The sequence below is a fragment of the Streptomyces sp. SirexAA-E genome (assembly GCF_000177195.2).
Lineage (GTDB): Bacteria > Actinomycetota > Actinomycetes > Streptomycetales > Streptomycetaceae > Streptomyces > Streptomyces flavovirens.
In genome coordinates, this window is sequence record NC_015953.1 from 3,935,140 (window position 1) to 3,946,926 (window position 11,787).

Annotated in this window: 10 protein-coding genes, 2 tRNA genes, 1 pseudogene and 1 riboswitch; of the genes and pseudogenes, 7 read left to right on the top strand and 6 right to left on the bottom strand. The window is 71.9% G+C overall.

Features of this window, described 5'->3' with window-relative positions; translation table 11 throughout:
• Positions 1-20: 20 nt before the first annotated feature.
• Both SACTE_RS17540 and SACTE_RS17545 read left to right on the top strand, forming a co-directional pair.
• Positions 21-1,589: an amino acid permease gene (locus tag SACTE_RS17540; protein WP_014047359.1), complete on the top strand. Its 1,569-nt coding sequence runs from the start codon at positions 21-23 to the stop codon at positions 1,587-1,589.
• A 93-nt stretch (positions 1,590-1,682) separates the two neighbouring features.
• Positions 1,683-1,756, top strand: a tRNA-Lys gene (locus SACTE_RS17545).
• Positions 1,757-1,844: 88 nt separating this feature from the next.
• On the opposite strand, the pseudogene SACTE_RS17550 reads toward SACTE_RS17545, so the two are convergent.
• Positions 1,845-2,045, bottom strand: a pseudogene (locus tag SACTE_RS17550) (tRNA (adenosine(37)-N6)-threonylcarbamoyltransferase complex transferase subunit TsaD); the annotation flags it as partial.
• Positions 2,046-2,062: 17 nt separating this feature from the next.
• Complete coding sequence (locus SACTE_RS17555; RefSeq protein ID WP_014047360.1) at positions 2,063-3,301, bottom strand: mannosyltransferase family protein; 1,239 nt, start codon at positions 3,299-3,301, stop codon at positions 2,063-2,065.
• 125 nt (positions 3,302-3,426) lie between these two features.
• Between SACTE_RS17555 and SACTE_RS35580 the strand changes: the two genes are divergently transcribed.
• Positions 3,427-3,606 carry a hypothetical protein gene (locus SACTE_RS35580; RefSeq protein ID WP_014047361.1) on the top strand — a complete coding sequence of 60 codons (180 nt, stop codon included), beginning with the start codon at positions 3,427-3,429 and terminating at the stop codon, positions 3,604-3,606.
• A 261-nt stretch (positions 3,607-3,867) separates the two neighbouring features.
• On the opposite strand, the gene SACTE_RS17565 is transcribed toward SACTE_RS35580, so the two are convergent.
• Positions 3,868-4,368 (bottom strand): SigE family RNA polymerase sigma factor, encoded by a 501-nt coding sequence (locus SACTE_RS17565; RefSeq protein WP_014047362.1) that lies wholly within the window; start codon positions 4,366-4,368, stop codon positions 3,868-3,870.
• 121 nt (positions 4,369-4,489) lie between these two features.
• Positions 4,490-7,324, bottom strand: coding sequence for a TIR domain-containing protein (locus SACTE_RS17570; RefSeq protein ID WP_014047363.1), 2,835 nt, complete (start codon positions 7,322-7,324; stop codon positions 4,490-4,492).
• 79 nt (positions 7,325-7,403) lie between these two features.
• Here SACTE_RS17570 and SACTE_RS17575 point away from each other — a divergent pair, with 79 nt between their 5' ends.
• Positions 7,404-7,988: a hypothetical protein gene (locus tag SACTE_RS17575; protein ID WP_014047364.1), complete on the top strand. Its 585-nt coding sequence runs from the start codon at positions 7,404-7,406 to the stop codon at positions 7,986-7,988.
• A gap of 32 nt (positions 7,989-8,020) precedes the next feature.
• Here SACTE_RS17575 and SACTE_RS17580 read toward each other — a convergent pair whose 3' ends face one another.
• Both SACTE_RS17580 and SACTE_RS34610 read right to left on the bottom strand, forming a co-directional pair.
• Entirely contained in the window at positions 8,021-8,242 is a 222-nt protein-coding gene (locus SACTE_RS17580; RefSeq protein ID WP_014047365.1) for a hypothetical protein, read from the bottom strand.
• A gap of 76 nt (positions 8,243-8,318) precedes the next feature.
• A complete protein-coding gene (locus tag SACTE_RS34610; protein WP_014047366.1) occupies positions 8,319-8,474 on the bottom strand; it encodes a hypothetical protein in 156 nt (51 codons plus the stop codon).
• Between the two features lie 663 nt (positions 8,475-9,137).
• On the opposite strand from SACTE_RS34610, the gene SACTE_RS17585 reads away from it, so the two are divergent.
• The 3 genes from SACTE_RS17585 (at position 9,138) to SACTE_RS17595 (ending at position 11,388) form a co-directional block, all read left to right on the top strand.
• Positions 9,138-9,211: transfer RNA gene (locus tag SACTE_RS17585), tRNA-Met, on the top strand.
• A gap of 137 nt (positions 9,212-9,348) precedes the next feature.
• Positions 9,349-10,095, top strand: a complete 747-nt coding sequence (locus tag SACTE_RS17590) for a MerR family transcriptional regulator (RefSeq protein WP_014047367.1) — start codon at positions 9,349-9,351, stop codon at positions 10,093-10,095.
• Positions 10,096-10,230: 135 nt separating this feature from the next.
• Positions 10,231-11,388 (top strand): PP2C family protein-serine/threonine phosphatase, encoded by a 1,158-nt coding sequence (locus SACTE_RS17595; RefSeq protein WP_014047368.1) that lies wholly within the window; start codon positions 10,231-10,233, stop codon positions 11,386-11,388.
• A 234-nt stretch (positions 11,389-11,622) separates the two neighbouring features.
• A riboswitch (cyclic di-AMP (ydaO/yuaA leader) is annotated at positions 11,623-11,777 on the top strand.
• The last annotated feature ends 10 nt before the right edge of the window (positions 11,778-11,787 follow it).

An 11,787-nucleotide genomic window follows, 5' to 3' on the forward strand; every position in this document is an offset into this window, starting at 1 on the left:
GCGAGGGCATCGCTGGGGGCATGACAAATGACGATGCCGTGGCCGAAGAGCCACCACCGGTCCCTCGCGCCCCAGGCGCCCCGTCCGCCGCTTCGGTCCCCACGGACGAGGAGAGGCTGGCCGAGCTCGGCTACACCCAGGTGCTCGCGCGCCGGATGTCCGCGTTCTCCAACTACGCCGTCTCGTTCACGATCATCTCGGTGCTCTCCGGGTGCCTGACGCTGTACCTGTTCGGCATGAACACCGGCGGCCCGGTCCTCATCACGTGGGGCTGGGTGGGTGTCGGGCTGATGACGCTCTTCGTCGGCCTGGCGATGGCGGAGATCTGCTCGGCGTACCCGACGTCCGCCGGCCTGTACTTCTGGGCCCACCGGCTCGCCCCACCGCGTTCCGCGGCGGCCTGGGCCTGGTTCGCTGGCTGGTTCAACGTGCTCGGCCAGGTCGCCGTCACGGCCGGGATCGACTTCGGGGCGGCCTCCTTCCTCGGCGCGTACCTGAACCTCCAGTTCGGCTTCGAGGTGACCCCCGGCCGTACGATCCTGCTCTTCGCCGCGATCCTGGTCCTGCACGGCCTGCTGAACACCTTCGGGGTCGGCATCGTGGCCGTCCTCAACAACGTCAGCGTCTGGTGGCACGTGGTCGGGGTCGCCGTCATCGTCGGCGCGCTCACCTTCGTGCCCGACTCGCACCGGTCGGCGTCGTTCGTCTTCACGGAGTTCGTCAACCACACCGGCTGGGGCAGCGGTTTCTACGTGGTGATGATCGGGCTGCTGATGGCGCAGTACACCTTCACCGGGTACGACGCGTCCGCCCACATGACGGAGGAGACCCACGACGCGGCCGTGGCCGGTCCGCGGGGCATCGTGCAGTCGATCTGGACCTCGTGGATCGCGGGCTTCGTGCTGCTGCTCGGTTTCACCTTCGCCATCCAGTCGTACGAGGGCGCCCGGAACTCCCCGACGGGCGCCCCGCCGGCCCAGATCCTGCTGGACGCGCTGGGTGCCACGACGGGCAAGCTGCTGCTGCTCGCGGTGATCGGCGCCCAGCTGTTCTGCGGGATGGCGTCGGTCACCGCCAACAGCCGCATGATCTACGCCTTCTCACGCGACGGCGCGCTGCCCTTCTCCCGCGTCTGGCACACGGTCAGCCCGCGCACCCGCACCCCGGTCGCGGCGGTCTGGCTGGCCGCTCTCGGCGCGCTCGCCCTCGGCCTGCCGTATCTGATCAACGACACCGCGTACGCCGCCGTGACGTCCATCGCCGTCATCGGCCTGTACATCGCCTACGTCATCCCTACCCTGCTCCGGCTGCTGCGCGGTGACGACTTCGTGCGTGGCCCCTGGCACCTGGGGCGCTGGTCGCGGCCGGTCGGTGTCGTGGCGGTGGGCTGGGTCGTGGTGATCACGGTGCTGTTCATGCTGCCGCAGGTGTCCCCGGTGACCTGGGAGACCTTCAACTACGCACCGCTGGCCGTCCTGGTGGTGCTGGGCTTCGCGGCGACCTGGTGGCTGGCGTCGGCCCGCCACTGGTTTCTGAGGCCGGACGGCCGGGACCACCGGCGCCCGGATCCCGGCCGCACCCCTTCCTGACCCGAGGGCCGTCCGCCACGGCAGGGCCCGGCACCGGATACCCGATCGGCTGCCGGGCCGGGGAAGGCTATGCTTCGGGGGGTGATCCATCAGGGGCCGTTAGCTCAATTGGTCAGAGCAGCGGACTTTTAATCCGTTGGTTGTGGGTTCGAGTCCCACACGGCCTACCGATGGCAGAGGAGGGGAAACCCTCCGACCTGCTACGGAGCGCCCCGTCCGGTCCCTTCCGGGCGGGGCGCTCCGTTGTGGTCAAGGGGCCAGGGCCCTGACCCGCGAGTTCGCCGCGACGCCGCCGACCACGACCAAGGTACGGACGTCGTACCGGCGACAGGCGGCCAGTGCCTTGCGCGTCAGGACGTCCGCGACGGCCTCCTGGACCGAGGCGGCCCCATCGGCCAGCGGGACGTCCTCGCCACGCCGACGGTGCTGCTCGGCCCACCGGGCGGCGGCCGTCTTCGGAGGGCACGCCCCCCTCACCCCGCCCACCGCCCCGTGAGGAACGCCAGGGCCACCAGCGCGCTCAGCGGCACCGCCACGCACAGGTACGCCGTCCTGAACCACGGGCGGCGCAGGCTCAGGGCCGCGAGGCCGGTCCACAGCGGCCACCACAGCAGCGTCGCGCGGGGGATGGACGTGTACCAGTACGAGGTTCCCAACGCCCACAGGCTCAGCGCGACGTACGCCGCCTCCGGCCAGCGGCGGTGCCGTACCAGCAGACCGACCAGGGCCGCGCCCACCACCATCGCCGCCAGCTCCGCCTGGAACATCGCCGCGTACCCGGTCGTGTGCAGGCCGTCGAAGGCCGCGTTCCACGTGGTGGCCCACGCCTCCCACGGGGTGTGGAAGTCGCGGTACCAGCCCCGCTCCTGTGCGTGCTTCCACGCCATCCAGTCATCCGTGTGTGCGTGCAGGTACCAGCTGTACGCCGCCGGCGGCAGCGCGGGCAGTGCGAGCCAGCCCGCCCCGCGCCAGTCCCGTCGGGTCCTCGCCGAGAGCACGAAGAGTACGGCGATCGCGGCGGCCAGGAACAGGCCGCTCACCCGTACCGTCGTCGCCAGCGCGGTCAGCGTGCACGCCCACGCCCAGTGGTGGCGCTGGGCGGCCAGCCAGGCCGGGAGTGCGAACGCCAGGAACAGCGCCTCCGTGTAGCCGACCGCCAGGAACACCGCGCACGGGGAGAGCAGGAAGAACAGGACCGTGCGCCGGCCGTCGGTGTCCTCGGGGACGTAGGAGCGGGCTGCGCGGGAGAGGGCCAGCACCGCCACGGCTCCCGCGACCAGGGAGATCAGCAGGCCCGCCGCCGTCCAGCTGGGGACGAGGGTGTGCACGGCCCTCAGGAGCATCGGGTAGCCGGGGAAGAAGGCCTCCCTGTTGTCCCAACCGGTCATCCAGGGGCCCGCGTCGGCCGGGAAGTAGCCGTCTCGCGCTATGTGCAGGTAGTGGTTCGCGTCCCACTGCTGGAACGGCTCCAGGACGGCTCCCGCGTCCCGTACGTCGGAGCCCCGGGGGAACAACCACCGGGCACCGTGGGCCGTGATCCACACGGATACGCGCGTCAGCAGGTAGAGCCACAGCACTCCGCGGTCCGCGGGGGTGAGCCATGCGCCTGCCCTCCGGAGCCGGGTCGCCCGTGGCGTGCGTGGTGCGGACCGGGGATCGGGGCTCTCGGGCTGCGGCGGGGCGGGCCGCAGCCCGGTGGACAACGTAGACACTCGGGCACCTTTCGGGTGGGTCGAGGCGTGCGGGATCACCCGGTGGAGCCGCCGGGTCACGGGAGAGGGGAGGGAGGTGAAGAAAGGGAGGGGGCCGGGCAGTCGGGCTGGGCGGTGGTTACGGCGTGGACGTCGCCCCACGCGTGGACGTCGCCGACGACGAGGCCGTCGGCGCCTCCGTCGTCGGCGGGCCTTGCGGGGACGAGGGCCCGGTGACGGACCCCGGCGTCCCGGGCATCGTGTTACCGGGTGACGGCGGCTCCGTCGGGGTGTCGAGCCGCAGGGGCGCGGGCGAGGGGTGGTAGCTGGGCGATGGGCTCGTCGCCGGGGGCGCGGGTGCCGGCGTGACCGGGAGCAGGCCGACCGCCGCCGCGCCGCCACCGCCGACGACCAGGCACACCCCTACCGCGAGCGCGGCCGTCCGGCGTCGCCGCGCCCGCATCCCGCGTGCGGTGATGTCCGCGGCGGGGCCCGCCACGGAACGGCCCTGCCCGAAGTCCCCGGCCTGCCGGAACAAGGACCGCAACGGATCGCGCGCGTCCCTGGGCCCCAAGGAATCCCGTGGTTCAGACATCAGGAGCCTCCTCCATGCGGGGGTCCTGCAGACGGTGGGCGAGTGCCGCCCGTCCGCGGACCAGATGGGTCTTGATCGTGCTGGCGGAAAGCCCGGTCTCACCGGCGATCTGCTCGACCGTGAGGTCGCAGAGGTAGTGCAGCGTCAGGGTCCGCCGCTGTTGCGCGGGCAGCTCCCTGAGCGCGCCGACCAGCACCACGTGGTCCGGGTCCGGCGGCGCCACGTGCTCCGCCGCGTCGCTCCCCCGGTGCCAGGCGTCCGCCGAACGGCGCCGGAAGCGCCAGCGGCTCACCGCCAGACGCCACGCGACCGTACGGATCCACGCCTCGGGCTGTCCGTCACGCTCCAGCCGCCCGCGCCGGAGCCACGCCTTGACGAACGCCTCCTGCACGACGTCCTGCGCCTCCTGGAGGTCCCCCGTCATCACGTACAACTGGCCTGTGAGACGCGCGACCGCCTGGACGTAGAACTCTTCGAACTCCTCGACGGTCAACAGTCACTCCCGGATCTTTCGCTTCACCGGGTATACGCCCGCCGCCGTGCATCCGGTCGACATCACCCACGAGGAAACGGCAGTGGCGGTCGTCACAGGAGTGTCGTGCGGCGGGTCCTTCTCAGGCGTCGCAGGGGGCGTCCACGTCCAGCTCGCCGAGGTAGCGGTCGCGGTCGGCGTCCGGCAGGGGGTCGGGGACCAGGGCGCACAGGGTGGCCCGCCACTCCGCGCCGCCCAGGGCCCTGCGGACGAGCGAACCGTCCTGGCCCCGCGTGAGGAGACCGCCGCCCGGTGCCTCGACGATGTCCACCGACAGGTCGTTCCCGGGCACGCCCTGCCCGCTCAGGTCCCAGGAGCCGAGGGCGTCGCCGGTGGCGGTGTCCCAGAGGTCGAGTCCGCCGCGCTCACCGGCCCCGTAGGGCTGGACGAGGAGGCGGGTGTCGCGGCTGAAGACGAGGGGGTATCCGCCCTGTCCGGGGCCGACGGCGCTGGAGACCGTGCGGCCGGTGCGGACGTCGACGATCGTGATGCGGCTGTCCCGGTCGACCGTGGCGACCTTCTCCCCTCCGGGGCTGACGGACACCGCCAGTTGCATGGTGGCCGTCCCTGCCGCGTGCGCGTCCCGCACGTGCTCGAACCGGTTCTCCTTCGCCGACCAGCGCCACACACCGATGTCGCCGACCGCCTCGTCGACCGAGGCCAGTGTCCTGCGGTCGCCGCTCTGAGCGAGGCTGACGGAGGAAGTGTCCTCGGCCAGTGTCTGGGTCGCCTTTCCCGAGCGGGTGTCGATCACCGTGATGCCCTGCCGCCATGTGCCCACCACATGTCTGCCGCCCGGAAGGTAGAAGAGACCCGGGCCGTCCGTGGACCGGCTCGTGTACGCCGGCTCCGCCGCCTCGGCGCCGGTACGCGGGTCCCAGAACGTCAGCCGTCCGACGTCGAGCAGCGCGATCCGTGTCGCGTCCGGTGACAGGGCGATGGCGCCGTCCTGCACGTCCACCGGGCGGGGGATGCGGCCGAGCCGGGTGAGCCCGGTGTCTCCCTCACCGACCTTCCAGAGCTGGGTGGACTTCTTGTCCGTGCGGTAGGCGAGGCGTCCGTCGGGGGTGAAGCGGACGTCGTCCACGGGGTCGGGGTGCGGTAACGGGGTGCCGCCGTGGACGGCCCGGGTCGAGTAGAGCGATACGGCGCCGTCCGCGGATCCCGCGGCCACCCAGCGGCCGTCACCCGAGACCGAGACGCCGAGGACGCCCCAGGTGAAGGCCCCGAGGGTGCGGGTGCGGCGCAGGGCGCCGTCGTAGAGCACCAGACTGTTGCCCTCGGCACCGACGACGAGGTCGGGGTTGTCCGCCGGCAGGGCCGTGGCTCCTGTGGGGCCGTCGGCGGACTCGGCGACGCGCCTGCCGGTGACGAAGTCCCAGAGCCCGCCCCGGCGTTGCTTGCCGTCGGAGGCTATCCACGCCCGGCGGGGGTCACCCGAGAACGAGACGGCCGGTGCGTCCACGGCCGGGAGCCCGGACACCGTGCGGGCTCGGGCCCATGTCCCGGTCCGCAGGTCGAGGAGCCGCGTGGTGCGGGCTTCCGTGTCCACGGCCAGCAGGTGCGTGCCGTCGTCCTGGAGGGAGTACTCGGCCCCCTTGGCCGGTGCCGCCTCCTGGAGCAGGGACTCCCCGGTCCGGGTGTCCCAGACGCCCAGCCGGGGCGTGGCCGACGGCTCGTCGCTCGCGTAGTAGGACGCGGCCACCCGTCGGCCGTCGGCGGACAGTGTGAAGGAGCGAAGGCCCTTCCAGGCCTCGGCCAGGTCCTCACCCCGGCTCGCCGTGATGGTGCGCACCTTCACCGTCTTCCTGACGTCCCAGATCTCGATCCGGTTGAAGGCCGCCTCCAGCGCGAGGGTGCGTCCGTCACGGCTGAGCAGCAGGGGCTTGCTGTTCCGTCCGATCATCCCGGTGGGGAGGTCGGGCAGGTCCTGGCCGGTCCGGATGTCGTAGAGGTGGACGTCGCCCTCCTCCAGGTCCGAGTAGTAGGCGAAGATCCCACCGTCACGGCTGACGGCCACGTGCGTCTGCGCGACCTGTGACTGGCCGTGGAAGTCGGCGAGTTTCTCGAAACCTCCCTTGACGTGGCGTACCACCCCGGAGTTCGCCTCGACCGCGCGTGCCAGCGCCTGCGCCGACTCGCCCGTGGACTCGACCTGTTCCGCGTAGAGCGCGAACTGGGCCGCCTTGCGCGGGTCGGAGTCCGCGAGCTCCAGGGAATGGGCGGCCAGGGCCTGCGAGGCGGAGACCCTGGCCCGGTACAGGGCCTCGCCACGCTGCTGCCAGGCCACGACGCCGGCGGCGAGCGACGTGACGAGGAGGACGGCGAGTGCGCCGACGGCGGTCCGCCTCAGCCGCTTGGCGACCTGGCGCTCTCGGATGTCCCGGCTGTCGAGCTCGTCCTTGGTGCGACCGTGCAAGGGGGCGGCCAGCGTGGCGACCGCGTCCCGGAAGTCGGCCTGGCGCAGCGAGAGCAGCCGCTGTTCGCGCACCTTGACCAGATCGACCCAGAGCGGCTCGGTGGCGAACCTGCCGCGGAGGACGGGCGGCAGGGCGTCGGTGCGCTCCCAGTCGAAGTCGTTGTTCTCGACGTCCCAGGCGACCGTGCCGTCGCTGACGGCGATGAGGAACCGGTCCAGCGGCCGGTTGGCCAGCCAGAACTCGATCTCCTTGCGCACCCAGCGCGACGCCGCCGCCTCGGGGGAGGCCAGGTAGATGAAGTACCGGCTGCGTTCGAGCTCCGTGAGGATCGAGGACCAGAGATCGTGGTTGGCGGAGAGGCTGGTGGTGTCGCGGAAGACGCTGAGCACCGGTCTGCGGGTCCAGGGACGGGCCAGCGTGTGCAGGCCCCTCTGAAGCGCCTGCGCGAGCTCCATGTCGCGCCTGTGGCTGTACGAGATGAAACCGTCCCGCTCCATGATCTGTCCTCCGGCCCCCTGACGGCACGACAATTCGTAGACTGGCATGCCTAGTTGCTCTGCGGGGAAGGTTCAGGCCATGCGTGGAAAGCTCAGGAGGGGCGGGCGCGGTCGGCTTGCTCCCCAGCAGATCGGTGTCAAGCTGGCCATCCCCTTCGTCGGGGAGATCTCCGGGGTGTGGGAGCCCGTCGAAGCGGAGCGGGAGGCCGCCTGGGAGCTGTACGTCGAACTGGCGACTCGCATCTCCGTGGTGGAGCTGGGCGAGGACGAGGGCCTGCTGAGGGAGGCGCTGTCGTCCCTGTACACCGTGTTCGGCACGACGAGGGAGATCCTGCGCCGGTACGGGCCCGCCGTCGCACCGCGCGTCGCGCCCGGACAGGTCACCTTCGGCCTGCTGGCCGTCAACGTGCTCAACCTGTCCATCAGGCCGCTGCTCAGCCGATGGCACCCCTTACTGACGGCCTACGAGGTCCAGCGGGAGGACCGCGTCGATCCGGTCGCCCATGAGCGGAGCTGGGACCGGGCGCCGGAACTCCGCGCCGAGATCGAGTCGGTGCGCCAGGTGCTGCTGGCCCTGGCGCAGGCGCTGAACAAGGTCGCGGGTGTCGGCGACCTGATCACCGTCGACGTGCCTGCCCAGACGAGGGAGCCGGGCCGGGCCTGAGCGGCTCGGGGCCGGGTCCGCCGGGCCCCGGGCTAGTCCAGGCCCTCCTCCCGCAGCGCGTACATCAGGAGGAAGGTCCGGTACGTCTCCGCGTCGACGTCCTGGCAGACGTCGGGGCGGTTGTCGGCCGTCGAGGCGTTGTCGAGGGCCCGGCGGCAGGCCGCCTCCGTCTCGGACCGGGACGGGATGCTCGCGACGAACGCGGCGATCAGCAGGACCACGGCCAGGACGACCACACCGATTCGGATGCGCATGGTCGTCCAACGACCGTGCGGCCCGGCCGGTCACTGCGCGAGGTCACCCGGCCGTTCCCCGGCCTTCACCCCGCTGTCACTCGGCGTCGTCGGCCGGGGGCGGCGGCAGGTCGGGCTCCATGAACAGGCCCGCGTACTGCGGTGCGGGCAGCGGGGCCGGCGTACCCGGGTCCGTGGCCGCGGCCTGGCTGTCGGGGTGCCGCTGCGTGGAGCGTGCGGGCATGTCGGTCATCGAGTGTCCTGTAGGTAGGTGTGCGGTGGGAGCCCCGTGACCCGGCCGGCGGTGAGAACGGCCTGCCGGTCCCGACCGGGGCGGCGACGAAGCGCCGCTCCCCGGTGCCGCACCGCTCCGGGGGCGTCCGGATCAACACGCGGTGCATGCAGACTGTAGCCCTCTCGGCACGGCTTGCCCCTTGATTTGGGCTGCCCGACGCGACGTTCGGTGCGGGACGGCGGGTGATGTGCCCGCCGAGGCGCCCTCGCGAGGGGTGGCAGACGTGTGCCCCGGGTGCGTCCGGGGACACCACCGGCCGCTGAGATGTTCCGGGAGATCCCTCCGGCCTCGGTGCCGTCCCCGGGCCCGCGTGGGCGGTGGCCGGCGTGCCCGCCTTCTCGCGGAGGTGCACCGTCAGCCCGACGAGACCGGTGGCGAACCCACCGATCAGCCCGGATCTGCCGTGGTTCAACGCGTCGATCCCGGTGCCTTTGACGGGATCGAGGGATGCGGCGATGTCCTCGGGCCCAGCGCCACGCATGGCAACTAGCGCGAGTCGTACGGAGGTTGGCCCATGGAGCGGGCCATGGGCCTGCGGACGGCGGACGGCGCCCGGGTGGCCGTCGGGCCGTGGGTGGTCGGGAGTGCCTCGCCGATGCCGTAGAGTTGGTATCACAACGGCGCGGGGTGGAGCAGCTCGGTAGCTCGCTGGGCTCATAACCCAGAGGTCGCAGGTTCAAATCCTGTCCCCGCTACTGAAGACGGTGGCCCGGATCCTTCCAAGGATCCGGGCCACCGTCGTTTTCGCGTTCCGGCCGCCGCGGTTCTCGTTCCCGTGCGCGGTCGCATCCGGCTTGACCTTGACGCAGCGTGAAGTTCTAGCGTTTCCGGCATGGAGTGGTCCATCCAGGAAATCGCCAGACGCGCCGGTACGACGAGCCGCACGCTCCGGCACTACGGAGACATCGGCCTCCTGGCGCCGAGCCGTACCGGCGCCAACGGCTACCGCTACTACGACCAGGACGCCCTCGTCCGGCTGCAGCGCATCCTGCTGCTGCGGGACCTCGGGCTCTCGCTGCCGGCCGTCAAGGACGTACTGGCGGGTCAGCGGGACACCGCGACGGCGCTACGGGCCCATCTGGGGCTGCTGGAGCAGGAGCGTGAGCGCATCGGGCGGCAGATCGCCTCGGTGCGGACCACGCTCCGCAGGACCGAGGAGGGGAGGGAACTCATGGCCGAGGAAGTGTTCGACGGCTTCGACCACACCGTTCACCAGGAGGAGGTCACCGAGCGCTGGGGCCGGGAGGCCTACGAGAAGGGCGACCGGTGGTGGCGGGGGCTGGGGTCCGGGGAGCGCACCGCGTTCCTGGCCGAGCACGACGCCATCGCCCGGGACTACGGGCAGGCCAGGGTGGACGGGGAGGCCCCGGAAAGCGCGGCCGTCCAGGACATCGCCCGGCGGCACTGCGCGTGGCTTTCGGCCACGGCACCGGCCACCCGCGCCTATGTGACGGGACTCGGCGCCATGTATGTCGATGATCCGCGCTTCCGGAAGAACTACGATCGGTACGGGGACGGCACCGCCGTCCTCGTACGGGATGCACTGACGATCTACGCGCGGCACCGGCTCCCCGGCTGACCACCGGGACGGCCGGGGCTTCGGCGCGCTCCTCCCTTCGGCCGATGACGAGCCGCCACGCGGCGCGGCTCCGGCCGGTCCGGGCGCCGCGCGGTACCGTCCGCAGCCGTGGGCGGACCGGGCAGGAGTGCACAGGTGGGGAAGCGGGACGGACAGCGCGGCGCGGCCGTCGAGGGTGCCCGGACGCGGCGTTTCGTGCGGGCACTGCCCGTCCTGATGATCGCGGCCGGGGCGGTGGTCGACCTGATGACCGCGCCCAACGTCTCCGCCATCCCGCTCTTCGCCGCGGCCCCGCTGATCGCCGCCCCCTTCTTCTCCCTGGCCAGCACCGTCCGTACCGCGGGGGCCGCGCTCCTCGTGGTGGTGGCCATCCGGGCCGCCCACGGCACGATCGGCCGCGTCGCACCGCTCACCGAACTGCTCACCCTGGTCACCGTCTCCGCGCTCGCGCTCGTCATCAACGGTGTCGTGCGGCGCGGCAACGAACAGCTGGCCTCGGCCCGGGTCATCGCGGAGACCGCGATGCGCGCGGTGCTGCCCACACCGGACGACCGGATCGGCGGACTGCTGGTCGCGGCGCGCTACGAGGCGGCGCAGGCGGACGAGTTCGTCGGCGGTGACCTCTTCGCCATCGTGGACACGCCGTTCGGGGTGCGGCTGGTGGTCGGGGACGTACGGGGCAAGGGGCTGGAGGCCGTCGGAGCGGTGGCCGTGGTGATCGGGGCGTTCCGGGAGGCGGCCGAGCAGGAGTCCTCCCTGGAGGGGGTGGCGCAGCGGCTGGAGCGGGCGCTGGCCCGGGAGGGCGTGCGGCGTGGCGGTCTGGATTCCGTGGAGGGGTTCGTCACCGCCGTCCTCGCGGAGATCCCGGCGGGCTCGGACGTCCTGCGGATCGTCAACCGGGGGCATCCCGAGCCGATCCTGCTGCACGCCGACGGCCGGCTCCAGGTGCTGGCGCCGGGCGTGCCCGCGCTGCCGATCGGGATGGGCTTGGGGGTGTGGCCGGACCGTTCGGACGAGTGGACGATGCCGGCCGGGGCGACGCTGCTGGTCTTCACGGACGGGCTGTCGGAGGCGCGGGACGCGCGTGGTGCCTTCTACGACCCGGCGGACCGGCTGCGCGGCCGGATCTTCCCGGGGCCGGAGGAACTGCTCTCCGCACTGACCGACGACGTCCGGCTGCACACCGGGGGGCGGTCGACGGACGACATGGCGCTGCTGGCCGTCGGACGGCCCGCCAGGGGGCAGAAGGGGCCGCGGAAGACGGTGAAGATCGTGGGGCGGGACGGTGGATGAGCGGCTGCGACCGTCCGTGACCGGGAGACCCCGCTCCGCATAACATTTGACGAACCGTCAGAAAGTGACGTAACGCCATCACGCGCTCAGGGCGCCCGTTTGCGGGTGATTCCTTACTGAAAGTCCCGGCCGAACATGCTGATGATCACCGGGAACGGCTTGGAATCGGAGCCCCGTGTCTATTAACGTTCGATAACGCAGCGCGGTCGTCCCAGTCGTCGCAAGAGGCGACACCGTGCGCGAGCGCCGAATTCCGCAAGGGAACCGGGGAACCACCTACATGGGGTGAATCGGGCACCTGTGTCTCGTAAGAGGCATCCAGAGGCCCGTAGGAGACCTTCCTGCTCCGAACCCGTCAGCTAACCCGGTAGGCGAGAAGGAAGGAAAGGAGTGCGCCCA

Bases quoted from the DNA above. Each gene is read 5' to 3' on its own strand.
- SACTE_RS17570 (WP_014047363.1), bottom strand. From the start codon at position 7,324: ATGGAGCGGGACGGTTTCATCTCGTACAGCCACAGGCGCGACATGGAG.
- SACTE_RS34610 (WP_014047366.1), bottom strand. From the start codon at position 8,474: ATGACCGACATGCCCGCACGCTCCACGCAGCGGCACCCCGACAGCCAG.
- SACTE_RS17590 (WP_014047367.1), top strand. From the start codon at position 9,349: ATGGAGTGGTCCATCCAGGAAATCGCCAGACGCGCCGGTACGACGAGC.
- SACTE_RS17540 (WP_014047359.1), top strand. From the start codon at position 21: ATGACAAATGACGATGCCGTGGCCGAAGAGCCACCACCGGTCCCTCGC.
- SACTE_RS17580 (WP_014047365.1), bottom strand. From the start codon at position 8,242: ATGCGCATCCGAATCGGTGTGGTCGTCCTGGCCGTGGTCCTGCTGATC.
- SACTE_RS17575 (WP_014047364.1), top strand. From the start codon at position 7,404: ATGCGTGGAAAGCTCAGGAGGGGCGGGCGCGGTCGGCTTGCTCCCCAG.